Annotated in this window: 23 protein-coding genes and 1 pseudogene; 11 read left to right on the top strand and 13 right to left on the bottom strand. The window is 67.0% G+C overall.

The genetic code is table 11. The features are described 5' to 3' along the window. A pseudogene (locus tag VRZ77_RS19550) lies at positions 1-112 on the top strand (IS630 family transposase); the annotation flags it as partial. 76 nt (positions 113-188) lie between these two features. Here VRZ77_RS19550 and VRZ77_RS19555 read toward each other — a convergent pair. From VRZ77_RS19555 to VRZ77_RS19570, 4 genes are all read right to left on the bottom strand, one after another. After that, on the bottom strand, positions 189-1,244 hold the full coding sequence (locus VRZ77_RS19555) for an ELM1/GtrOC1 family putative glycosyltransferase (protein WP_414594252.1): 1,056 nt from the start codon (positions 1,242-1,244) through the stop codon (positions 189-191). Then, positions 1,241-1,864: a methyltransferase domain-containing protein gene (locus VRZ77_RS19560; RefSeq protein ID WP_414594253.1), complete on the bottom strand. Its 624-nt coding sequence runs from the start codon at positions 1,862-1,864 to the stop codon at positions 1,241-1,243. Before VRZ77_RS19560 ends, VRZ77_RS19555 begins: the two co-directional genes overlap by 4 nt. Before the next feature lie 88 nt (positions 1,865-1,952). Next, positions 1,953-2,855: a glycosyltransferase family 8 protein gene (locus tag VRZ77_RS19565; protein WP_414594254.1), complete on the bottom strand. Its 903-nt coding sequence runs from the start codon at positions 2,853-2,855 to the stop codon at positions 1,953-1,955. Further along, entirely contained in the window at positions 2,852-3,328 is a 477-nt protein-coding gene (locus VRZ77_RS19570; RefSeq protein ID WP_414594255.1) for an Lrp/AsnC family transcriptional regulator, read from the bottom strand. Before VRZ77_RS19570 ends, VRZ77_RS19565 begins: the two co-directional genes overlap by 4 nt. Before the next feature lie 296 nt (positions 3,329-3,624). On the opposite strand from VRZ77_RS19570, the gene trxB reads away from it, so the two are divergent. From trxB to VRZ77_RS19590, 4 genes are all read left to right on the top strand, one after another. Further along, positions 3,625-4,611: a thioredoxin-disulfide reductase gene (gene trxB, locus VRZ77_RS19575; protein ID WP_414594256.1), complete on the top strand. Its 987-nt coding sequence runs from the start codon at positions 3,625-3,627 to the stop codon at positions 4,609-4,611. A 47-nt stretch (positions 4,612-4,658) separates the two neighbouring features. After that, complete coding sequence (locus VRZ77_RS19580) at positions 4,659-5,552, top strand: LysR family transcriptional regulator (RefSeq protein WP_241617579.1); 894 nt, start codon at positions 4,659-4,661, stop codon at positions 5,550-5,552. A 144-nt stretch (positions 5,553-5,696) separates the two neighbouring features. Then, on the top strand, positions 5,697-6,350 hold the full coding sequence (locus VRZ77_RS19585; RefSeq protein WP_414594257.1) for a DUF1989 domain-containing protein: 654 nt from the start codon (positions 5,697-5,699) through the stop codon (positions 6,348-6,350). Beyond that, positions 6,347-7,189 carry a transporter substrate-binding domain-containing protein gene (locus VRZ77_RS19590; protein WP_414594258.1) on the top strand — a complete coding sequence of 281 codons (843 nt, stop codon included), beginning with the start codon at positions 6,347-6,349 and terminating at the stop codon, positions 7,187-7,189. The genes VRZ77_RS19585 and VRZ77_RS19590 overlap by 4 nt, the downstream gene beginning before the upstream one ends. Positions 7,190-7,227: 38 nt before the next feature. Here the strand turns inward: VRZ77_RS19590 and VRZ77_RS19595 are convergent, their stop codons facing one another. The 4 genes from VRZ77_RS19595 to VRZ77_RS19610 all read right to left on the bottom strand — a co-directional run bounded on the left by VRZ77_RS19595 (position 7,228) and on the right by VRZ77_RS19610 (position 11,035). After that, positions 7,228-7,698 (bottom strand): DUF2380 domain-containing protein, encoded by a 471-nt coding sequence (locus tag VRZ77_RS19595; protein WP_414594259.1) that lies wholly within the window; start codon positions 7,696-7,698, stop codon positions 7,228-7,230. 379 nt (positions 7,699-8,077) lie between these two features. Continuing rightward, on the bottom strand, positions 8,078-9,082 hold the full coding sequence (msrP, locus tag VRZ77_RS19600; RefSeq protein WP_414594260.1) for a protein-methionine-sulfoxide reductase catalytic subunit MsrP: 1,005 nt from the start codon (positions 9,080-9,082) through the stop codon (positions 8,078-8,080). A gap of 145 nt (positions 9,083-9,227) precedes the next feature. Next, the gene (locus VRZ77_RS19605; protein ID WP_414594261.1) at positions 9,228-9,716 is read right to left on the bottom strand and encodes a DUF992 domain-containing protein; all 489 of its coding nucleotides are present in this window, start codon (positions 9,714-9,716) and stop codon (positions 9,228-9,230) included. Between the two features lie 116 nt (positions 9,717-9,832). Then, positions 9,833-11,035 (bottom strand): pyridoxal phosphate-dependent aminotransferase, encoded by a 1,203-nt coding sequence (locus VRZ77_RS19610; RefSeq protein WP_414594262.1) that lies wholly within the window; start codon positions 11,033-11,035, stop codon positions 9,833-9,835. 149 nt (positions 11,036-11,184) lie between these two features. Here VRZ77_RS19610 and VRZ77_RS19615 point away from each other — a divergent pair, with 149 nt between their 5' ends. The 3 genes from VRZ77_RS19615 to VRZ77_RS19625 all read left to right on the top strand — a co-directional run bounded on the left by VRZ77_RS19615 (position 11,185) and on the right by VRZ77_RS19625 (position 13,580). Continuing rightward, positions 11,185-11,826, top strand: coding sequence for a glutathione S-transferase family protein (locus tag VRZ77_RS19615; RefSeq protein WP_414594263.1), 642 nt, complete (start codon positions 11,185-11,187; stop codon positions 11,824-11,826). Between the two features lie 137 nt (positions 11,827-11,963). After that, positions 11,964-12,275, top strand: a complete 312-nt coding sequence (locus VRZ77_RS19620; RefSeq protein WP_414594264.1) for a hypothetical protein — start codon at positions 11,964-11,966, stop codon at positions 12,273-12,275. 96 nt (positions 12,276-12,371) lie between these two features. Next, positions 12,372-13,580: a PQQ-dependent sugar dehydrogenase gene (locus VRZ77_RS19625; protein WP_414594265.1), complete on the top strand. Its 1,209-nt coding sequence runs from the start codon at positions 12,372-12,374 to the stop codon at positions 13,578-13,580. A 4-nt stretch (positions 13,581-13,584) separates the two neighbouring features. Here the strand turns inward: VRZ77_RS19625 and VRZ77_RS19630 are convergent, their stop codons facing one another. The 4 genes from VRZ77_RS19630 to VRZ77_RS19645 all read right to left on the bottom strand — a co-directional run bounded on the left by VRZ77_RS19630 (position 13,585) and on the right by VRZ77_RS19645 (position 17,385). After that, on the bottom strand, positions 13,585-13,941 hold the full coding sequence (locus VRZ77_RS19630; protein WP_414594266.1) for a DMT family protein: 357 nt from the start codon (positions 13,939-13,941) through the stop codon (positions 13,585-13,587). Between the two features lie 36 nt (positions 13,942-13,977). Continuing rightward, positions 13,978-14,244: a SemiSWEET family sugar transporter gene (locus tag VRZ77_RS19635; RefSeq protein ID WP_414594267.1), complete on the bottom strand. Its 267-nt coding sequence runs from the start codon at positions 14,242-14,244 to the stop codon at positions 13,978-13,980. A gap of 90 nt (positions 14,245-14,334) precedes the next feature. Next, a complete protein-coding gene (locus VRZ77_RS19640; protein ID WP_414594284.1) occupies positions 14,335-15,018 on the bottom strand; it encodes a Fe2+-dependent dioxygenase in 684 nt (227 codons plus the stop codon). A gap of 138 nt (positions 15,019-15,156) precedes the next feature. Further along, a complete protein-coding gene (locus tag VRZ77_RS19645; protein WP_414594268.1) occupies positions 15,157-17,385 on the bottom strand; it encodes a TonB-dependent receptor in 2,229 nt (742 codons plus the stop codon). Between the two features lie 327 nt (positions 17,386-17,712). Here VRZ77_RS19645 and VRZ77_RS19650 point away from each other — a divergent pair, with 327 nt between their 5' ends. After that, entirely contained in the window at positions 17,713-18,675 is a 963-nt protein-coding gene (locus tag VRZ77_RS19650) for a tetratricopeptide repeat protein (RefSeq protein WP_414594269.1), read from the top strand. A gap of 211 nt (positions 18,676-18,886) precedes the next feature. Then, positions 18,887-20,278, top strand: coding sequence for a hypothetical protein (locus VRZ77_RS19655; RefSeq protein WP_414594270.1), 1,392 nt, complete (start codon positions 18,887-18,889; stop codon positions 20,276-20,278). Positions 20,279-20,349: 71 nt separating this feature from the next. On the opposite strand, the gene VRZ77_RS19660 is transcribed toward VRZ77_RS19655, so the two are convergent. After that, entirely contained in the window at positions 20,350-20,769 is a 420-nt protein-coding gene (locus tag VRZ77_RS19660) for a hypothetical protein (RefSeq protein WP_414594271.1), read from the bottom strand. A 146-nt stretch (positions 20,770-20,915) separates the two neighbouring features. On the opposite strand from VRZ77_RS19660, the gene VRZ77_RS19665 reads away from it, so the two are divergent. After that, complete coding sequence (locus VRZ77_RS19665) at positions 20,916-21,821, top strand: diacylglycerol/lipid kinase family protein (RefSeq protein ID WP_414594272.1); 906 nt, start codon at positions 20,916-20,918, stop codon at positions 21,819-21,821. Positions 21,822-21,833 lie beyond the last annotated feature (12 nt).

A 21,833-nucleotide genomic window follows, 5' to 3' on the forward strand; every position in this document is an offset into this window, starting at 1 on the left:
CGCCGAGCGATCCATCCCGGCCTTATGGGACGCCATCGGCCGCCTCATCGACCTCGTCACGCCAAACGAAGCCGCAAATTTCTTCGCCGCGGCTGGGTATGAGCCGGATTAAACCGAAAATGCTCTAATTTATTGAATCGAGAGCGCTTTCCTGTCGATCAGGCAATTCTGCCTGATCGGAAAGGGCTCTAGAGATAGGCGGCGTGCGGCTGCTCCAGCACGTAGCCTTCCGGCGGAGCCAGCCCCAGCACAGGCGCGATGATCGCGGCCAGCCGGTCGCGCCAGTCGCCGGTGGCCGGGGTGAGCGAGGTCAGCGTCGCGGCGAATTGTTCAGGCGTCGCGGTGGCGATCGGCAGAATGGCGAGGCTCGGCCCGGTTGCCCATGACGCGATCGCCTCGCTGGCATAGCCGTCATGCACCTGGGCCGAGCGCAGGCCGATCACCGGCCGCCGCGCCGCGATGCCTTCCGCCAGCATGCTCATCGAATCCTCGGTCACCACCACGCCATCGCAGCCGAACAGCGCGCGCGCCGAGCCCGGTCCGGCGGTGCGGTAGTCGACGAACTCCGCGAGAGTGCCGGCCTCCGCCAGCGCCTTGAAGCGCTGGTGCACCTCGTCCGGCGTGCGCCGCGAGGTCGAAACGCGCCAGCGCACGCCGTATTTCGCAGCGACGTCGCCCACGAGGCGGATCAGCGCCTCCCATTCGCCGGCGGGATATTCCTTGCGATAGGCCGAGCCGCCGATCAGCAGCGCGATCTCCGCGCCCTTGAGGTCGGCGGGGTTGAGCAGCGGGCGCGGCGGGGCATAGGCGTCGGGGTCGATCACCGAGGGGATCAGCGCATAGGCCGAGCGCGGATTGCCGGCCGCCCGGGGCGAGGCCACCAGCATCAGGCTGACCTCGCGCGTGTCATAGCCGCCAATGCCGCCGGAATAGAGGAAGGGAATGCCGCCGAACACGCGCGTCAGCAGGATGCCCGCCGCGATGGTCGGGCGGCCGGAGCCGACGATGACGTCCGGCCGCTCCAGCGCGTCGGCGTCGATGGCGTACATCGATTTCAGCCAGCCCCGCGCATCGCGGCCCCAGCGCTTCATGATCTGCTTGCGGATATCGTCATGGGCGAACCAGGAGGGGCGCACGTCGAGCCGCGTCACCTGCGTCGAGGCGAGGCGGCCAAGCGCCAGCGCGACCCCTTCCGCCTGGTTGAAGTGACCGGGCTTCTTGTCCCGGAGCACCAGAACCTTCACCGCCGCTTCTCGACAAGCGCGCGACGGGCGGAGCGCGTGAGCTTCATGGTGCGGTAGATCGTCCGTTCGCGCAGGCGGATGGCGAGCGAGGGCAGCAGCGGATACTCGGCGTCCCAGGTCTTGAAGGCGACGCGGTTGCGGCGGTGGATGACGATTTCCCGCACATCGGGGAAATGCGGCTTCAGCCGCGCCAGCCACCACGGCGCCTCATGCTGCGAGACATGCGCGTTGCGCCCGTCCGACAGCGTGAGCTTCGCCGGCCCGATATCGATCACGAACAGCGCATGGCGCGCCGCCTTCGCAATGCTGGCCAGCACCGCGTCGATCTCCTCGTCGGGAATGTGCTCCATTACGTCGACGTTCACCGCGAGTTCGACCCGGTGGTCCGGCAGCGTCGAAATCTCTGGGATGGCGGGATCGTAGCGATGCACCTCGGCTATGCCGGCCTTGGCGCCGATCAGCGCCGCGAGATTGCTCTGGCCGCAGCCGAAATCGATCAGCGACGCCGGCTTCAGCGCCAGGATATGCGGCAGCATGTCGGCCAGCGCATGCCGCGCGGTGGCGCCGTAGCGGTGGTTGGAATGCAGCCGCTGATATTCACTGACGAGACTGTATTCCATGACCGGCCCTGCGCAGGGATATGATGCGGCTGATGGCGTAAACTATTCGGCGGCGCAGGCAAGTCCCCGCCGGAATCCGCCGCGCATTTCAGCCCGCCGCCAGCCCGAGCCGGCGCTTCATGCCACCGAGGAAGCGGCGCAGCTTGCGCACCCGCTTCTCGATCTTGCGGTCCCACCGCGTCTTCAGCTTCTCGCCACCGAACGGCGTCCGCGCCCGGTACCGCAGATAGATATCGCGCGCGGGGTGTCCGCAATCGGCGTAGTTCGGCTTCACCTGCCCAATGAAATGGATGATGCGCACCGCCGACCAGTCGAGCGGCTCGTCGTCATAGCGTCCCTTCTTCAGCCGGCGATGCACGTTCCAGCTGTCGTCCAGCGCCAGCCACTGGCCGCGCAGCGCGCCGTTCAGTGCGTCCTGGTCCATCATCGGCAGCTCCGGGTGCTCCAGCGCGAAGGCGATGGTGCGCTCCGACACCTTGTCGCGTCGCCACGCCTCCAGGTCGATCAGCAGCACGCCGCTGTTGAAATAGGCCATGTCCTCAGGCAGGCCGATATCGCGGTTGCGCTTGGCATGGCGCTCGGGCACGCGGTGGGCGATGTCGTTCACCGCCGCCACCGGAAAACCCTGCATGTCGAGGCTCGCCAGCGGGCTGAGCGAGCCGTTCACCAACGTGTCGCAGTCAAGATAGAGCAGCCGACCGGTCTCGTTCGACAGGCTGAGCGGCATGAGAATGCGCGCATAGGCGGTGCGCGAGAGGTGATGATTGACCGGCCGCCCGCCGAAATGCCGGGTCATGTCGTCGGTCAGGTCGACGAAAACGAGGTCAGGCCGGCCATAGCTCGCCGCCATCTTCGCCTTCTCGTCCTCGCTCACCCCGTCGCAGAACACATAAGCCGCGCTCACCTCGCCGTCGGCATGGGCGGCGAGCGAGGCCAGCATCACCGCGGTGAACTCGACATAGGTGCTGTCGGTCGCCGTGGCGACGATCACGGCCGCACCTCTTCCATCGGCACCACGGGGGCGCTCTTGGCGTGCTTGAGGGTCAGCGCGGTCTTCACGTTGCGCACATTGGGCGCGCCGGTGAGTTCCAGGACGAAGTTCTGGAAGGTGCGCAAATCCGGCGCCACGCAGAGCAGAATGAAATCGGTCTCGCCCGAAAGCATCCAGCAGTCGCGCACCAGCGGCCAGCGCTCGACCTGCGCGGCGAAGGCGGAAAGATCCGCCTCGGCCTGGCTGACGAGATGGACCATGGCGAAGGCCATCAGGTCGAAGCCGAGCTTCTTCTCGTCGAGCAGGGCGCGGTAGCCCTTGATGATGCCTTCCTCTTCCAGCGCGCGCACGCGGCGCAGGCAGGGCGGCGCCGAGATGCCGACGCGCTGGGAAAGCTCCACATTGGTGATGCGGCCATCGGCCTGCAATTCGCGCAGGATGTTCAGGTCAATCGCGTCGATGCGGCGGGCCAAGCGCTGTCTCCGTTCGCGGGCGCCCGAAGGGACGCCGACAATCGGCGCGCAACATAAAGGAGCGGCTCCGCAGCGCAATATTATTTCGTGTGCGTCTTTCGGGACCGTCTGCCTGTTCTTGCCTCTGGAAAACTTAAGGATAAGCGGGCGGCGGCTTGCGGTTGCAACGGCGAGACCCTACATTTTCGCATGGCTGATGGCCGCTGTCCTTGCATCCGGTGCATGCGTCGTCCATCTGACCCGCACACCCCTTCCGGCGACGGGTCTTCCGCCGCCCGCAACCTGCGAGCATTTCCATGTCGGCGGCCTCTTCCGCTTCTCGCCCGGCGAACCACGTCAAGGTGCTGATCATCGGCTCCGGCCCGGCGGGCTACACCGCCGCGATCTATGCCGCGCGCGCCATGCTTGAGCCGGTGCTGATCCAGGGCCTGCAGCCCGGCGGCCAACTCACCATCACCACCGATGTCGAGAACTATCCCGGCTTCCGCGACCCGATCCAGGGCCCGTGGCTGATGGAGGAGATGCAGGCGCAGGCCGAGCACATGGGCACGCGCATCGTCACCGACATCGTGACCAAGGCTGATTTCTCCTCGCGCCCGTTCCGGTTGGAGACCGATTCCGGCGAAACGTGGATCGCCGACACCGTGATCCTCGCCACCGGCGCGCAGGCGCGCTGGCTGGATCTGCCGTCCGAGCAGGAATATCGCGGCTTCGGCGTCTCCGCCTGCGCCACCTGCGACGGCTTCTTCTACCGCGGCCGGGAGGTGATCGTGGTCGGTGGCGGCAACACCGCCGTGGAAGAGGCGCTGTTCCTCACCAATTTCGCCTCCAAGGTCACCGTGGTGCACCGTCGCGACAGCTTCCGCGCCGAGCGCATCCTGCAGGACCGGCTGTTCGCCCATCCCAAGGTCGAGGTGGTGTGGAATGCCGCGCTGCATGAGGTGAAGGGCGATCAGGACCCCTCCCGCGTCACCGGCGTCGTGCTGAAGGACGTGGTGACCGGCGCGTTCCACGAGCGCCGGGCGGACGGCGTGTTCATCGCCATCGGCCACGCCCCCTCGACCGAGCTGGTCGCCGGGCAGCTCAAGCTCAAGCCGAGCGGCTATGTCTGGACCGAGCCGGATTCCACCCGCACTTCGGTGGAAGGCGTGTTCGCGGCCGGCGATGTCGCCGACGACGTGTTCCGCCAGGCGGTCACGGCGGCGGGCATGGGCTGCATGGCCGCGCTTGAGGCGGAGCGCTTCCTTCATGCCCAGCCGGTGCTGGCGCAGGCAGCGGAATGAGTGGAAAGCGCGGGGATATGGAAAACAAGGCGAACCGGGCGCGCGACATGGACTGGGACAAGCTGAAGGTCTTCCACGTCGCCGCCGAGGCGGGGTCCTTCACCCATGCCGGCGAGGCCTTGGGTCTTTCCCAGTCGGCGGTGAGCCGGCAGGTCTCCGCGCTGGAGCAGGAACTCAACATCCCGCTGTTCCACCGCCACGCGCGCGGGCTGATCCTCACCGAGCAGGGCGACCTGCTGTACCGCACCGCCCACGAAGTGTTCATGAAGCTTGAGGCCGCTCGCGCCAAGCTGACCGACTCGCGCGAGAAGCCCAATGGCGAGTTGCGCGTCACCACCACCATGGGCCTCGGCACCCATTGGCTGACCGCGCGCATCGGCGAGTTTCTCGAACTCTATCCCGATATCCGAATCACGCTGATCCTCACCGACGACGAACTCGACCTCGCCATGCGCGAGGCGGACGTCGCCATCCGCCTGCGCCAGCCGGTGCAGCCGGACCTGATCCAGCGCAAGCTGTTCACCGTGCATTTCCACGCCTTCGCCTCGGCCGAATATCTCAAGCGCAACGGCCATCCGCGTACGCTGGACGAGCTGGACAAGCACCGCATCATCCTGCTCGGCGGCCCGATTCCCTCCTACTTCCAGGGGCTGAACTGGCTGGAGCGCGCCGGCATCGAGGACGGGCAGGAAGGCCGCGTCCCCGCGCTCTCGGTCAACAATGTGCTCGGCCTCAAGCGCGCGGTGGAGCGCGGCGTCGGCATCGGCATCGTGCCCGACTACCTTTTGGAGGATTCGGCGACGCTGGTGCAGCTCTTCGCCGAGCGGCCGACCCCGACGCTGGAAGCCTATTTCGTCTACCCGCAGGAAATGCGCTCGGTCGCGCGCATCCAGGTGTTCCGCGACTTCCTCGTCGCCAAGGCGCAGCGCTGGAGCTTCTGAGCCGGCGCCGACCCGATCAGATTTCGGGCACGCACAAAAACGTGCCAGAATGTCGAAAAATCGGCTGATCACGTCGCATCCGTGACGTGACGGCAAGGACGAAAGATTGAGGCTGCAGCAACTCAGAGCGAGATGCTGCCGCAGATGACCATCTTCTCCACCTTCGAGGTTCCCGCCCGCAAAGGCCGGCTCATCACCCTGAACCGGGGTGATGAAGTCGCCGTGGTCAATACCCACGGCGGGCAGGTGGTCGATACCTGGGCTTTTCCGCTCGACGAGCCCACGGAATACATGTCGATGGAGCATAGCCGGGTCGCCCATTACCGGCTGACCTTCCAGCCCGGCGACACGCTCTACACCGATCGCTGGCGGCCGATCCTGCATTTCGTGGCCGACACATCGCCCGGCATTCACGACACGCTGTGCCCGGCCTGCTCGGAAATGAGCTACCGCAAATTCTATGGTTGCGACCACCGCCACGACAATTGCACCGACAATCTGCGCGAGGAGTTCGCCCGGATTGGTCGGCCTCTCGGCCGGATTCCCACGCCGTGGAACCTGTTCATGGAGACGGTCGTCGAGCAGGACAACCTTCTGAAAGATTATCCCAGCAGCGCCGCCGCCGGTGATCTCGTGCGGCTGCGGGCCGAGATGGATTGCCTGTTCGCAGTATCCGCCTGCCCACAGGACATCCTCGTGATCAACGGCGCCGGCATCGCGCCACGGGGCGTCGCCCTGCGCGTGCATCGGGCCGCAACCGTCCCGCTCCAGCAAAACCAGAGGAAATCGGAATCATGAGGCGCTCTCTCATCGCCCTGTCGCTCGCGATCGTCGCATCGACCTCGCTCACTGCCGCCGCCCGCGCCGACATCAAGTCCCCGGTCGTGATCGCGACGGAAGGCGCCTATGCCCCTTGGAACCTGACCGACTCGGCCGGAAAAATCGTCGGCTTCGAGCCCGAACTCATCGACTACATCTGCAAGCGGGCGAAGCTGGAGTGCACCATCGTCGCGCAGGATTGGGACGGCATGATCCCCGGTTTGATCGCCGGCAAATCCGATGTGATCATGGACGCGATCTCCATCACCCCCGAACGCGAGCAGATCATCGCGTTCTCAAATCCCTATGCCCGCACCAAGGCGGGCTTTCTGACCGCGCGTGACGGAAAGTTCGCCAAGGCGGACGGAACCGGCTCCACGCTGGTAACCACCCCCACGCTGAACAATGCCGCCGACACGCTGAAAAGCCTGCGCGCGAAGCTCTCCGGTGCCAGCATCGGCATCCAGACCGGCACGGTCTATGCCGAGTTCATCGAGAAGAACTTCGGCGACATCGCCACGATCCGCGAATACCGCACCAACGACGAACGCAACCTCGATCTTGAGAACGGCCGCCTCGATCTGGCGTTTGAAGATACCGTCGTGCTCATGCCGACCGTCGAAAAGGCTAATGGCGCACTGGAGTTCACCGGACCGGCCTTCGGCGGCACGCTGTTCGACGCGGGCTCCGGCTTCGGCTTCCGTAAGGGCGACGACGAACTCAAGGCGGCATTCAATGCGGGCATCGCCGCGGCTCTCGCCGATGGCACCATCAAGGCGCTCGGCGAGAAATGGCTGAAGGCTGACGTCTCTCCCTGATCGCCTGATTCGGCTCCCCGGCAATGGGCCGCGCCGCGTCACTTCGCCGGCGCGGTCCCAACCGTCTCGATCACCTCGCGCGCGGCATAGTCGCCGGCGTGGCGCCAGCCGTCGTCATTATCGCCGCGAAAGCTCAGCAGCCGCTCCAGCACCAGCGTGCCGGTCGCGGTGTCGAGCACGGCAAGGCGCATCGACATCACCAGCGTGCTCATCTTGTGCACCTTGCCCACCAGTACCAAGCCAGCGCCGGCCTCCCGCGCGCGCTCCCGCAGCGCCGCGATGCCGTCCGCGTCGAGCGAACATCCCTCGCCACAGGCCAGCCGCACCGTGTCGAGTGCACCGTCTGCCGCCACAGCCTGGAGCAGCGCCTGCGTCAGCGCCCGCTGGCGCTCGGCATGACGGGCGGCCTGATCACGGGCCTCGCCGGACGAATCGGTAAAGGCGATGTCGACCACCGCGAGCCGCGCCGGGGCGGCGTTCCGCGGCGCGGCAGCCAACAGCGCCGGCATCAGAACCGCGGCCGTCCACAGGGCGCGGAGCGGCCTTCTGCAATCTGTCGGGCACATATGGCGGTCCTCCGGTCTCCCTCTGGCGGGGAGCGTGGGGCAGTCTAGCACTGGCCCGGCAGCTCCTGAACGGCCCCGCTGCGGCGCTCAAATGCCAGGCAATGACGCGGCAATGACAGACCTCTGCAAATGCGCATGCCTGCCATGCGGGCATTCTTCATTGAAAACTGCCCGCCAATTGATCATATGAACCCGTGACGCTGAAGCGTGATCGCTTTAGCTGTTCCCCTCTGGAAGGTTCGCCGCCTTGCGCGGCGAGACTCGCCGGGCTCTCTTCGAGCCCGGCTTTTTTCTTTTCAGGCCCCCCCGCAGACGGCCCGGCTCACATGAACAGCTTCTCGCCGGTCATGCCGGCATAGAGCCCGGCGACCTGCTCGGCATAGCCGTTATAGATCAGCGTCGGGCGCCGCTCGCCGGTGCCGAGGTCGCGCTCGGTGGCCTGGCTCCAGCGCGGATGCGGCACCGCCGGATTCACATTGGCCCAGAAGCCGTATTCACGGCCCTGCACCTGCTCCCACAGCCCCACCGGCCGCTCGGCGACGAAGGAGATGCGCACGATCGACTTCACCGACTTGAAGCCGTATTTCCACGGCACGGCGAGCCGCAGCGGCGCGCCATACTGGTTCGGCGCCGGCTTGCCGTAGACGCCGGTGACGAAGAAGGCGAGATCGTTGGTCGCCTCCGCCATGGTCAGCCCGTCGACATAGGGCCAGGGATAGACGAAGCCGTTCTGCGCCGGAGCCACCTTCGGGTTCATGAAGGTCTCCATGCGGATGAACTTCGCGCCCGACAGCGGCTTCGCCCACGCCACCAATTCCTTCACCGCAAAGCCGGTCCACGGCACCGCCATCGACCATGCCTCGACGCAGCGGTGGCGGTAGAGCCGCTCCTCCAGCGGCATGGCGCGGATGATGTCGTCGATCCCGACCTCGCGCTCCTTCTCCACCAGCCCGTCGATCTTCACCGTCCACGGCCGGCGCGGCATGCGCGCGGCGAGGTCCGCGATCTGGTAGTTGCGGCGCTCGGAGCCGAACTCGTAGAAATTATTGTAGTTGGCGGTGATGTCCTCGGGCGTCACCGGCCGGTCCAGCGTGTAGGCGTCGTTGCGCTTGGCCGGATAGAGATCGTTGGTCGGGTCGAGCGCCGGATCGCCGGGGGTCGGCGCGGCGCGGGCGAACTCCGGCAGGCCCACACCCGCCAGCGCGCCGGCGGCGAGCCCCCCGGCCAACCCTATGCCGCCAAGCAGGTGGCGACGCGACAGATAGACGGTTTCCGGGGTGGCGGCGCTCTCGGGCAGTTCCCAGGAGTGGCGGCGACGGATCAGCATGGGCCTCATCCTCATCGGTTGGCTACCGAGAAGATACGTCGGCCGGGCGCGTTACATTACAGGGGAATTGATCAACTCGGCGTGCGTGAAACGAAAACGGCCCGGCACGCGTGTGCCGGGCCGTGCATTCGCGAAAAACCCGCGATCAGAGCGCGCGCAGCGACAGGCTGCCGACGCCGACGGCGAGGTTCACGCCGGTCTGGCCTTCGACGCTGAAGGGCTGCAGCGCCACGGTGTTCTGCGAGCCGCCGAGCAGGGCATTGCCGGCCACGCCGACGCCGAGCGCCACGCTGCCGGAGACGCCGGCATATTTGCCCGCGAGGTCGCTCGGGTTGAGCTTCGTGGTCGGCGCGAACACGCTCCACACCAGCGCATTGCGGCCGGTCACGCCGACATCGAGGCCCCAGCGGCGGATGGTGCCCTCATAATAGGCGCGCACGCCGCGGCGGTTGATGAAGGTGCACTCCAGCGTGCGCTTGGAGCCGATGATGAAGCTCACCGACTTCGAGCCGGTGCACTCAAGCGTGCCGACCTGAACGCGCTGGATCCCCTGCGCCGAAGCCGGGGTCGCGGAAACCGCGCCGGCGGCCAGCGCCACCGCGAGCGCGCCGAGCGTTACGAACTTACGGATCATGATGATCTCCATGTAGAGGCGCCGAGCGCCTCATGGGTCTTGGCTAGAGGCGCACGGCGCCTCATCGGCCTTGGGAGGCGGCGGCCGGCAACGCACCGGCCGCATCCGATGTTACCTCAGCGGAGCGAGCCGCAGAAGCGCTGAATGCGCAGGCAGGCTTCTTCGAGATCCTTGGTCGAGGTGGCGTAGGAAATGCGGAACGCCGGGCCAAGTCCGAAGGCCGAGCCATGCACCACGGCAACGCCTTCGGCATCGAGCAGTTCGGTCGCGAAGTCTTCGTCGGTCGCGATCTTCTTGCCCGACGGCGCAGTCTTGCCGATCACGCCCGCGCAGGACGGATAGACATAGAACGCGCCTTCCGGCTTCGGGCAGGTGAGCCCGTTGGCCTGGTTCAGCATCGAGACCACGAGGTCGCGGCGCTCCTTGAACACCTTGTTGTTCGCGGCGATGAAGTCCTGCGGACCGTTCAGCGCCTCGACCGCCGCCCACTGGGCGATGGAGTTCGGGTTCGAGGTGGACTGCGACTGCAGCGTGCCGATGGCCTTGATCAGCTCCTCCGGGCCGGCGGCGTAGCCGATGCGCCAGCCGGTCATGCAATAGGCCTTGGAGACGCCGTTCATGGTCAGGGTGCGGTCGTAGAGCGCGGGCTCGACCTGCGCCGGGGTCACGAACTCGAAGTCGTCATAGACGAGGTGCTCGTACATGTCGTCGGTGAGGATCAGCACATGCGGGTACTTCACCAGCACGTCGGTGAGCGCCTTCATCTCCTCGCGGTTATAGGCCGCGCCGGAGGGGTTGGACGGCGAGTTGAAGATCAGCCACTTGGTCTTGGGCGTGATCGCCGCTTCCAGCGCTTCCGGCTTGAGCTTGAAGTTGTCTTCGAGCTTGGTCTCGATCGCGACCGGGGTGCCGCCGGCGAAGTTCACGATGTCCGGGTAGCTGACCCAGTACGGCGCCGGGATGATCACCTCGTCGCCGGCATCGACGGTCGCCAGCAGGGCGTTGAACAGCACCTGCTTGCCGCCGGTGCCGACCGTGACCTGGCTCGGCTTGTAGGTCAGGCCGTTCTCGCGCTTGAACTTGGCGACGATGGCCGCCTTCAGCTCGGGAATGCCGTCCACCGCGGTGTAGCGCGTCTGGTTGCCGTTGATCGCCTTGATCGCGGCTTCCTTGATGTTGTCCGGCGTGTCGAAGTCCGGCTCGCCGGCCGCGAGCGCGATCACGTCACGGCCCGCCGCTTTCAGCTCCCGCGCCTTGTTGGAAATGGCGATGGTGGCCGAAGGATTGATGCGCTTCATGGCGGCGGAAACGAGGCTCATGGCCGGACTCCGTAATGGCGGGTTTTGCGCGCGACAACTATCCCCGCCCTTGCACGCGGGCAAGGCCTTACCTACCTGCCCGTGGCCATCTTGGTGGCATAGTGTGTCGTTGATGCCCGATTGTGGGCGGTTTGCCGCAGGATTGTTCCGTGCTCCGACTTTACGGCATGCAGAGTTCCGGCAACTCGTACAAAGTCCGGCTGCTGCTTGCCCGGCTCGGCGCGCCGTTCACGCTGGTCGATGTCGACCTGCTGCGCGGCGAGAACCGCACGCCCGATTTCCTGATGAAGAACCCGGAAGGCCGCGTGCCGCTGCTGGAATTGCCCGGCGGGCGGCACCTCGCCGAATCCAACGCCATCCTGTTCTACCTCGCCGAGGGCAGCCGCTTCCTGCCCGAGGACAGGCTGCTGCGCGCCGAAGTGCTGCGCTGGATGTTCTTCGAGCAGCATTCCCACGAGCCCGCCATCGCCGCCGCGCGATTCTGGCTGAAGCTGGTGCGCGGGGGACGCGACCTGCGCACCCACGACATCGACCGCTGGATGGAAGAGGGCTACGCGGCGTTGCGGGTGATGGAGCGCCATCTCGGCCGCCGTCCCTTCTTCGTCGACGGCGCACTGAGCATCGCCGACATCGCCCTCTACGCCCATACCCATGTCGCCGAGGAGGGCGATTTCACGCTTCAGGGCTTCCCCGCCGTGCGCGACTGGCTGGCGCGGGTGGAGGCGGAGCCGGGGCATGTCGGCATCGACTGGCGGCCCGAGCCGGCTAAGCCTTTGCTGGCCAATCCTTAACGGTTCTTAACGCTGCCGCGAAATCGCCTTGAAATCGCGCGGGCTCGCCCAAGTGCGGACCAAGGCGGGCCGCGTTCGGCCGCCACCTTCTTCCCATCGAATCGCAAGACGCCCTGTCGATCGGGAAGGAGCACACCATGCCGCGGACGATTGCCCCGCAGATCGAAGCCTCGCACAGCTCGGGACGCCGCCTGCGCCGCGCCCTGATGGAGGCCGGCGTCGTGCTCTCGCTCACCTTGGCGATCGTGGCGGTGCTCTGCATGTTCGGCCTGCAGCGCGCCTCGGCCTTCGAGGTCGGCGCCATGGCCGATGCCGGCGGGCGGCTGACCATGGGCGCGGTGCTGCTGGGCGCCTTCGTCGCCCTGTGCGGCCTCACCACCTACATGCTGCGCGACACCATGGGCAATGCGCGCACTCCGGTGTCCTCGCGCCAGCAGCGCCGCGGCTGAGGCCCGACTTCACGGCATTGTTTGCCGCCGCGTCTTGGCCGAATCCGCGTGGGATGGTTTATCCCTTCCCCATCGGCAGCAGCAGCGGAGCGCGCCTTGATCGCCCAATCCCATCACCGACGGTCGGGGCGTCTGCGTCGCCTCCTCGCCGTCGCGGCGCTCGCCGCCCTGCCCTTCGCAGCCCTGCCCTTCGTCAGCGGCACCGAGAGCCTCCGCGCGCAGGAGCCCGTCACCCTGCCCTCCTCTGCCGGCCCGCTCACCGTCGAGACGGTCGCCTCCGGGCTTGAGAGCCCGTGGAGCCTCGCCTTCCTCCCCGATGGCCGCATGCTGGTGACCGAGCGTCCGGGCCGGCTGCGCATCGTCAGCCGCAGCGGCACGGTCTCCGCGCCGGTGCGGGGCCTGCCGGCGGTCTATGCGCGCGGACAGGGCGGGCTGCTCGATGTCGCGCTCGCGCCCGACTTCTCCTCTAGCCGCGCGATCTATTTCTCCTATGCCGAGCCGCGCGAAGGCGCCTCCGGCACCAGCGTGGCCCGCGCCCGGCTGGTCGAGAACGGCGGCGACGCCCGCGTCGAGAACGTCGAGGTGATCTTCCGCCAGAGCCCGGCCGCGACGGGATCGAACCATTACGGCTCGCGCCTCGTCTTCGCCCGCGACGGCTCGCTCTTCGTCACCCTCGGCGACCGCTTCTCCTATCGCGACCAGGCGCAGAATCTCGGCAATCATCTCGGCAAGCTGGTGCGCATCCTGCCCGACGGCTCGGTGCCGGCCGACAACCCGTTCCGCGAGAGGAAGGGCGCGCGGGCGGAGATCTGGAGCTACGGCCACCGTAACGTGCAGGGCGCAGCGCTCGATCCCGCGACCGGGCGGCTATGGACCATCGAGCATGGCGCGCGCGGCGGCGACGAATTGAACCATCCCGAGGCGGGCAAGAATTATGGCTGGCCGGTCATCACCTATGGCCGCGACTATTCCATGCTGCCGATCGGCGAAGGCACCCATAAGGACGGCATGGAACAGCCGGTGCGCTACTGGGACCCGTCCTTCGCGCCCTCGGGCCTCGCCTTCTACACCGCCGACCGGTTCCCGACATGGAAGGGCGACCTGTTCACCGGAGGGCTGTCCGGCATGCGGCTGATGCGGCTGCGGCTCGACCCTTCGCGCCAGCAGGTGGTGGACGAGGAAGTGCTGCTGACCGAGCTTCAGCAGCGCATCCGCGATGTCCGGCAGGGACCGGACGGCGCGCTCTGGCTGCTTACCGACGATCCCGGCGCAGGACGCCTGCTGCGCGTCGTGCCGGGCGGGTGAGCCGTCAGCCCCATTTCTGGAAGATGAACCACGCGCCGAGCGCGATGAAGGCGAAGCCGATCAGATGGTTCCAGTGCAGCGGCTCCTTCAGCCACAGCACCGAGAAGCCGGCGAACACCACGAGGGTGATCACCTCCTGCATGGTCTTGAGCTCGGCCGTGGAATAGACCGCCGAGCCGTAGCGGTTGGCCGGCACGGCGAGGCAATATTCGAACAGCGCGATGCCCCAGCTCGCCAGAATCGCGATCAGCAGCGGCGAGGATTTGTGCTTCAGGTGGCCGTACCACGCGAAGGTCATGAACACGTTCGAGGCGAACAGCAGCAGGATCGGCAGCAGTGCCGGAGGAATCAGACCGGACATTGAGGCTCCGTCACGACCGGGATAGGGATGCCGAGCTTACCCGTAACGCAGCTTCAGCAACAGGATGCCGGACAGCAGCAGGAAGGTGACGGCATTGGCGGCGATCACCGGGATTGACCCGATCAGCACGCCATAGACCAGCCAGAGCGCGACGCCGGCCGCGAACGCTCCATAGGCCACCAGCGACAGGTCCCGTGTCTCGCGCGTGCGCAGGATCTTGATCGCCTGCGGCAGCCAGCACAGCGTGGTGAGGAGAGCGGCGACGCCGCCGAGAAGTTCGACATAAAGCGACGTTCCGGCCATGCGCGCCCGCCTCCGCTCGGGTCTACCCGAGCCCTCACACGCGCTTCGCCGCCTGTCAATCGGCCGCGTCAATGCCCCCGCTTAGCCGCCTCACAGCTCCGCCCAGTGGCGCAGCAGGTTGTGATAGACATTGGTGAGGCCGAGCACCGCCGGGTCCTCGTCCGGCAGCCGGGTCCGCGTGTTCATGATGGCGAGGTCGAGGTCGTAGAGCATCGCGCGGCGCTCCTGGTCCTTGATCATCGACTGCGACCAGAAGAACGAGCCCCAGCGGCTGCCGCGCGTGATCTCGTTGACGCTGTGCAGGCTGGAGGACGGATATACCACGGCGTGGCCGGCCGGCAGCTTCACCTCATGGACGCCGTAGGTGTCCTCGATCAGCAGCTCGCCGCCGTCATACTCATCCGGTTCGGTGAGGAAGATGGTGGTGGAGACGTCGGCGCGCATGCGCATGCCGGTGCCGGGGATCGAGCGGATCGACCCGTCGACATGGGCGCCGAACTTCATGCCGACATCGTAGCGGTTGAACATCGGCGGCAGCACGCGCAGCGGCATCACCGCCGAGTTGAAGGTGGGGTTGCGCCCGAGCGCGCGCAGGATGATGTCGCCGAGTTCCTCCGCCTCCTTGGAATCGACCGGAATTTGCAGGTTCAGCTTGGATTTCGCCGCCTGCTGGCCGGCGGTCACGCGCCCATCCACCCAGGGGGAAGATTCAAGCGTGCGCCGGCAATGGGCGACTTCTTCCTTGGTGAGGATATCGGCGATCTGGATGAGCATCGGCAAGCCCGCAACGTGAGAGGTCCGAAACGTGAGAGGTCCGAAACGTGAGAGGTCCGAACGAAAAAGAGGGGGAAAGCCGGCGCGGCCGACCTTCCCCCGAATTGACGGTCATTTGGGTCCTGGCGGGTCAGCCCGTCAGAAGGTGGCGCCCACGGTGAGCGTGACGTAGCGGCCCGGTGCGACCACCGCGCGGTTGCCCCACGCCGAGGCGTAGTTCAGCTCGTCGGTGAGGTTGTAGGCGTTGACCGCCAGCCGGTAGTTCTCCCACTGGTAGGACACCAGCGCGTCGAGCGAGAAGGTCTCGGGGATGATCGCGGTGTTGGCGGACGAGGTGTAGTACTCGTCGGCATAGGTCACGCCGCCGCCCACCAGCAGCTTGCCGGGAATCGTGGTCCAGATCTTGTTCAGCTCGAACGTGGTCCACAGGGTGAAGTTGTTCGGCGACAGGAACGGGATGTCGTTGCCGATATTGCCGAAATTGGCGATCGTCGTGCTGGTGATCTCGCCATTATAGTAGGCATAGCCCGCCTGCACCGACCAGTAATCGGTGATCATGCCGGTGATGCCGAGCTCGACACCGCGCACCCGCTGGCTCTCGCCGGTGGCGAGGTCGTCGCCGGTGACCGGATCGACATAGAAGGTGTTGCTCTTGTCGACCTGGAAGATCGCGCCGGTCAGGCCGAGCTTGCCGTCGAGCAGCGAGATCTTGGCGCCGGCTTCCCAGGTCTCGTTGTCTTCCGGGTCGAGATCGGGCTGGGCGCCGTTGATCGGGGAGATGTCGTTGGTCGGGAAGCCGCCCTGCGGGGTGAACGACTTCGCCCACGACACGTAGTAGGTCTGGAACTGCGTCGGCTCCCAGATCAGGCTGACCTTCGGGCTCCAGAAGTCGGTGGTGGCATCGGTGTTGATCATGCTGCCGCCGCCAGCGGTCGACCAGTAGGAATAGTCGCTCGAATAGCTGTCATAGCGGGTGCCGGCGAGCAGCGAGAGCTCGTCGGTGAACCACACGCGGTCGCTGATGAACGCGCCGAAATCGGTGGCCTGGGTGTTGCGCTGGCCGTTATTGCCCCACGGGTTGGAATAGAGGAAATAGCCCGTGGTGTTGGCGTAGACTGGGTTCCAGATGGTCGAGGTGCCCTTGGAGCCGTTCACCGAGATCAGCGTGCGCTCGTCGCTCACCGTGCTCAGGTCGAGGCCGGCGACCAGTTCGTGGCGCAGCGCGCCGGTGTGGAACTTGGCGATGAGGGTAGTGACGTTCTGGGCGCTCCAGCTCTCCTGGTTGAAGCCGGGATTGCCGCCGCCGAACGAGATTGCCGGATCGAGCCCGGCGAAGAACTGGCCGGTGCAGCTTGCCGCATAGGCGGACGGCGTGGCGCCGGTGCCGCAGCCGGGAACCGAGGTGGCGAAGTCGCGGGTGTAATAACCGAACCGGGTGTCGTTGGTCACGGTCAGCCAGTCGTTGACTTCCTTCTTGAAGTTCAACGTCAGCATGTTGGTGTCGGTCTCGTCCATGTCCGTCACCTTGCCGTAGAAGGTGCTGCGGGGGACGCCGAACTCGGTGACCGGCTGACCGACCGACCCGAAGGTCGCGATGCTGGAGAACTGCGGCGTCAGGATCGGCACGCCGTAATTGGGCGTGCGGTCGCCATGCTGGAACAGATAGTTGATGTGCAGCGTCTGGTCGGTGCCGAGGCCGAAGCCGACATCGCCCATCAGGCCCCAGCGGTTGGCTTCGACGTGATCCACGTCAACCAGGTCCTGCTGGTTGACCATGCCGACGACGCGGACCGCCGAGGTGTCGCTCAGCTGCTTGTTGAGGTCGAACACGCCGCGATAGAGCGGGCCCATGCCCAGCTGACCCTCGAAATCGTACTTGTCGCCGAGATGGGCCTGCTTCAGCGTGGTGTTGATCGCGCCGCCGGTGGTGCCGAGGCCGAAGCTCTCGGAAGACGGTCCCTTCAGCACCTCGACGCTCTCATAGGCGAAGCTGTCGCGGACATAGACGCCATAGTCGCGCAGGCCGTTGATGAAGATGTCGCCCTTGGACTGGAAGCCGCGGATGCGGAACTGGTCGCCGTTCATGCCGCCGCCGCCCTCGCCGATGCCGGAGGTGACGCCCGGAACATTGCGCAGCGCCTGTTCGAGCGTGGTCACGCCCTGCTGCTGCATGGTCTCCTGGGTAATGACCGTGATGGTCTGCGGCGTGTCCTGCACCGTGCCCGGCAGGCGCGACAGCCCCGTCGTGGCTTCGAGCGTGTTCGCCGGAGAGCCCTCGCCCTCCACCGTCACGGTCGGCAGGTCCTCGCCGACCGGCGGCGTGGCAGCCTGCTGCGCGCTCGCGGCAAACAGCGGGAACGCCGACATCGTAGCGGCGAGCCCCGCCGTCAAAGCAGCATTCGGCGCAGTCCCGCGCAGTGCCCTCAAGGTGTTCATTACCAGACCCCAACCTTTTTTAAGTATTTTTGCTCATAACGAGGATTCTAACCCCTTTCAAACATTATGTTTTTTATTTGTTCTAATTTTGCCGGAGTCAAAACACGCCGAACACTCAGTTTTTAATTATTAAAAACAAAAACAAAAGCGCGCTTCTTGCCGCTCAACTATGGTCGACCTTATGTGACATAAGGAAAAATCGGCATCACGCGCCCCGGCGCCGCGATGCCCCGGACCGGCGATCGGCAGCGAACCCACATGCGTGACGAATGGATTACCTACCCGGCCCTCAAGCGAATGGGCGCGGATGTGTTGCGCGAACGCATCAGTGAGAGTCCAGAGGAAGCGGCCCGCTGGGTCGAGGCCGGGGCGCTCAACGGGCTGCTCAATGCCCAGCTCGCCTGGGGCCGCATGCTGGTTGAAGGGCATGGCGTGCCGCGCGATCCGAAGGCCGGGCTGCGCTGGTTCACCGTCGCCGCATCAGCCGGCAACCTTGAGGGCATCAACATGGTCGGGCGCTGCCACGAGCTCGGCTGGGGCACGCCGATCGATCGCGGCGAGGCGGCGCGGCATTACCGGCAGGCAGCGGAAGGCGGCCATGCCTGGGCGCAGTTCAATCTCGCCACGCTGCTGCTGCACGGTTCCGGCGTGGCGCCGGACCGGCACGAGGCGCTGGCCTGGTACGCCCGCGCCGCCCGCGGCGGCAATGTGAAGGCAATGACCATGATCGGCCGCTATCTGGAGCTCGGCTGGGACCGCCCGGCCCGGCCGGACGCGGCGTTGCGCTGGTATCGTCGCGGTGCGGCGGGCGAGGATTATCGCGGCCAGTTCGATTATGCCCGCCTGCTGCTGGCGCGCACGGGCGATCTCGCCGCCGCCCTGCCCTGGTTCGCCCGCTCGGTGGAGGCCGGGGTACCCGCTTTCTGCCGACAGGTCGCGCAGGGGCTGCGCGAGGCGCCGGCACCCGAGTTGCGCCGCCTCGCACTGCGGGCGCTGGAGCGCGCCACTGAGAGCGGCGACCCGGCCGATCTGCGCGCCTATGCCGCCGGCCTTGCCGAGGGTCTTGGCGGCGCGCCGGATGCGGCGGCCGCGCGCGCGCATTTCGAGCGCGCCCGTGAGCGGGAAACCGCGCCCCCGGCCTCGGCCACGCCGCCAGCACCAGCCCGGCGTCATGTCTCGCTCAAGGCGAAAATCCGCCGGCTGTTGGACCGACTACGGTAATCGAATAAATACATAATGTGCAGATAGCACAAAAAGATACATTATTATGTGTTATTTGTAGTTTTCTCGGTATTAAGTTACTTTTTGTCAACACACCCCTCCTGAAATAACCATAATACTTGGTGAAACCTTAAGCGATATCTCCGGTTGTTCATCTGCGTCAGACATTCAATCACCCATGACGTGGAGTACAACAACCAGGAGAATAGCCATGTGGCAGGACCATGAAGGACGAAGGACCTCTCAACTACTGGTGCCGGGCGTTGCCGCTCTGTGCCTCGCATTGACCACCGCCCCGCTCGACGCCCGGCCGGGCTCCCGGGGCGGTGACCGCTCGCTGGGCGGCGCGGTCGGGGGCGCCGTTTCCGGTGTCGGCCGAACCGCCGACCGCGCGGTCTCGGGTGTGAGCCGTGCCGCGGGCGGCGCAGTCTCCGGCGTGGGCGACGCTGTGGGTCGCACGGGTGATGCGATCTCGGGCGGGTCCTCGCGTGTCGGCGCGGCCGTCGGCGGCGCGGTCAGCCGCACCGGTGATGCGGTGAGCAGCGCCGGACGGGCGGTCGGGAGCATCGGCTCTGATGTCGGCGGCGCCGTTTCCTCGGCAACCGGCAACACCGGTACCAACTCGGCCTCGTCCGGCAGTTCCAGCTCGGCCGCGTCGGGCAGCACCGGCACCGCCAGTTCGGGGGCCTCCTCCGGCTCCACCTCGACCGCCAGCCGCTCGACGGGTGCCAGCACCTCCGACCGCGCCACCTCGTCGCGCACGTCCGGCGGCTTCGCCAACGGCACGTCGGGCCCGTCCCGGCTCGCCAACACCCGCCTCAACCTGTTCGGCCTTCAGCTCGACGTGCTGCGCAAGCGCGGCCGGCCGGTCGATGTCGGCCAGCGCCAGACCGGCAACCTGGTGCGCGCCGACGTGCAGGCTCTCGGCCGGCGCGGCGTCAATGCCGATGCACGGGTCGGACTCGATCGTCAGCGCGGGCTCAACGCCAAGGTCAATGCCAATGTGCTCGGCCGGCGCGGCGTGAACGCTGATGCCGACGTCGCCGTGGGCGGCACCCGCAGCGCCACGCGCGGCCTCGCCAACGCCAATGTCGGCCTGTCGGCCCTCGGCCGGCGCGGGGTGAACGCCGATGTCGACGCGACGGTCGGCAGCCGTAGCCAGGTGGCGAATGTCGATGCCGCTGCGCGGATCGGCGGGCCGCGCGGCGTGCGTACCACGGCAGCGGTCGATGTTGGCGGCCCCAGCGCCGCGAATGTCGATGTCGGCCTGTCGATCGGCGGCCCGCGCGGTGGTTCCGGCGGTGGTCTGCCGGGCGGCGGCGGAACGGGCGGCGGCAACGTGCCGGGTGGCCCGGGCGCCGGCATCCCCGGCGGCGGCTCGGATGGCAGCGCCGGTAATGGCGGGGCGGGCAGCGGTTCCGGCGGCGGCATCGGTACGCCCGGCACCGGCGGCTCCGGCACCGCGACGCGCGGCCCGCGCAACGCGAGCGAGCGCAACAGTGACGTCGCCCTCAAGAAGACGCGCTGCGTCGGCGTGATGTCCGACCCGCGCTCCTTCGATCCCGGCATCGTCGCGCTCTGCCGCTCGCTGATCGGCGGCTGACGGATCATGACATCAAGCAATGCGCCGCCCGGCACGGTCGGTCACGATCGCGCCGGGCGGCGTCGCCTCGTTCAGAGCCGCCGCGCCGCCCAGGCCCGCACTTCGATCATCAGCGTGCGGAAATCCCAGAACGCCGCCGCCAGCAGCACCGCCGGCACCAGCGCCAGCAGCGCGCCCCATTCCGGTGAGAGGTCCACCGGCCCGCGCGAGAAATCATAGACCAGATAGGCGACCGCCAGCGTCACCAGCCCGGCGACGATGAAATAGGCGAGACGGTCCAGCCGGCTCAGCACCAGCGGCACGATCAGCGCCACGGCGATGCCGATGCCCGCCGCCCAGCCGAAGCCGAGCGACAGCACCGTCGCCAGCCAGCGCCCGGCCATCGCCGAAATCAGCGCCAGCGCCACCAGCACCAATATGCCGGCGCGCACGCGGCCCAGGGGGAAACGCCCGCGCACCCCGCCCGCCGGCGCCCGATCCGTTTCCGCCATGTTGGCACCCAAATTCTCTCGCCCTATCGGCTCCCGCACGGTAACCCATCATACCGAATGCCAACGCGACCCGCCATGCGGAAGCCAGCCTCCTGGCCTTCCCAAGGCGTCGCACGCCCGATCCGCCCTCCTCCCTTGGAGCCCTCATGCGTCACGTACTGGTTCTGCTGAACGCCGATGCCGGCACGATGCTCGACCGCGACCCCGAGCAGGTCCGCGCCATGGTGGAGCAGCGCCTCGGCGAAGGCGGGCGCGAGGTGGAGGTTCGGCTCCTGCGCTCGAAAAAGCTGGCGTCAGCGATCCGCGAGGCTGGCAGCGGGCCGCACGACACCATCATCGTCGGCGGCGGCGATGGCAGCGTCAGCCTCGCCATCCGCAGCCTGCACCAGTCGGACAAGGTGCTCGGCATCCTGCCGCTCGGCACCATGAATCTGCTGGCGCGCGACATCGGCGTGCCGCTGGATCTCGACAAGGCGGTGGAGGCGCTGGCTCACGGCCACCCCACCACCATCGACCTCGCGACGCTGAACGGGCAGCTGCTTCACACCATTTCCGGCATCGGCTTCTTCAGCCAGATGGCGCGGGCGCGCGAGGCCGCCCGCCACTGGAAGCTGTGGCGCTTCATCGTCGTCGCCATTGCCGCGCTCACGGCGCTGCGGCGCATGGGGCGGATGACACTCGACGTCACGGTGGACGGCCACACCCGCACCTTCACCGCCTTTGCGGCGCTGGTGACAGTCAACCGCTTCAGCGGGCCGGGCTGGAGCCGCGGCCGGCTCGACGAGGGCGTGCTGGAGGTCCATGTCGCCGAGGACCGCGGCGCGCTGGCCAAGCTGAAGGCGGGCGCGGACATGGTGACGGACAGCTGGCGCGGCAATCCCGGCATCGTCAGCCTGACCGGCGCCGAGATCGTGATCAACCGGCGCGCGCGGCGCCGGGCCTGGGTGTCGACCGATGGCGAACTCGACCGCGAGGACCTGCCGCTCAATTATCGCATCGCGCCCGGCGCGCTCCGGGTGCTGATGCCGGCGACGCCGAGCCACCCGACCTGAGAGAAAATCCGG

Source organism: Ancylobacter sp. G4_0304 (assembly GCF_047501495.1).
GTDB lineage: Bacteria > Pseudomonadota > Alphaproteobacteria > Rhizobiales > Xanthobacteraceae > Ancylobacter.

Coding starts and splice junctions, on each gene's coding strand:
- VRZ77_RS19580 (WP_241617579.1), top strand. CDS start 4,659: ATGGACTGGGACAAGCTGAAGGTCTTCCACGTCGCCGCCGAGGCGGGG.
- VRZ77_RS19595 (WP_414594259.1), bottom strand. CDS start 7,698: ATGCCGGCGCTGTTGGCTGCCGCGCCGCGGAACGCCGCCCCGGCGCGG.
- VRZ77_RS19560 (WP_414594253.1), bottom strand. CDS start 1,864: ATGGAATACAGTCTCGTCAGTGAATATCAGCGGCTGCATTCCAACCAC.
- VRZ77_RS19640 (WP_414594284.1), bottom strand. CDS start 15,018: ATGCTCATCCAGATCGCCGATATCCTCACCAAGGAAGAAGTCGCCCAT.
- VRZ77_RS19630 (WP_414594266.1), bottom strand. CDS start 13,941: ATGTCCGGTCTGATTCCTCCGGCACTGCTGCCGATCCTGCTGCTGTTC.
- VRZ77_RS19665 (WP_414594272.1), top strand. CDS start 20,916: ATGCGTCACGTACTGGTTCTGCTGAACGCCGATGCCGGCACGATGCTC.
- trxB (WP_414594256.1), top strand. CDS start 3,625: ATGTCGGCGGCCTCTTCCGCTTCTCGCCCGGCGAACCACGTCAAGGTG.
- VRZ77_RS19590 (WP_414594258.1), top strand. CDS start 6,347: ATGAGGCGCTCTCTCATCGCCCTGTCGCTCGCGATCGTCGCATCGACC.
- VRZ77_RS19660 (WP_414594271.1), bottom strand. CDS start 20,769: ATGGCGGAAACGGATCGGGCGCCGGCGGGCGGGGTGCGCGGGCGTTTC.
- VRZ77_RS19585 (WP_414594257.1), top strand. CDS start 5,697: ATGACCATCTTCTCCACCTTCGAGGTTCCCGCCCGCAAAGGCCGGCTC.
- VRZ77_RS19655 (WP_414594270.1), top strand. CDS start 18,887: ATGTGGCAGGACCATGAAGGACGAAGGACCTCTCAACTACTGGTGCCG.
- VRZ77_RS19650 (WP_414594269.1), top strand. CDS start 17,713: ATGCGTGACGAATGGATTACCTACCCGGCCCTCAAGCGAATGGGCGCG.
- msrP (WP_414594260.1), bottom strand. CDS start 9,082: ATGCTGATCCGTCGCCGCCACTCCTGGGAACTGCCCGAGAGCGCCGCC.
- VRZ77_RS19620 (WP_414594264.1), top strand. CDS start 11,964: ATGCCGCGGACGATTGCCCCGCAGATCGAAGCCTCGCACAGCTCGGGA.
- VRZ77_RS19610 (WP_414594262.1), bottom strand. CDS start 11,035: ATGAGCCTCGTTTCCGCCGCCATGAAGCGCATCAATCCTTCGGCCACC.
- VRZ77_RS19605 (WP_414594261.1), bottom strand. CDS start 9,716: ATGATCCGTAAGTTCGTAACGCTCGGCGCGCTCGCGGTGGCGCTGGCC.
- VRZ77_RS19645 (WP_414594268.1), bottom strand. CDS start 17,385: ATGTCGGCGTTCCCGCTGTTTGCCGCGAGCGCGCAGCAGGCTGCCACG.
- VRZ77_RS19635 (WP_414594267.1), bottom strand. CDS start 14,244: ATGGCCGGAACGTCGCTTTATGTCGAACTTCTCGGCGGCGTCGCCGCT.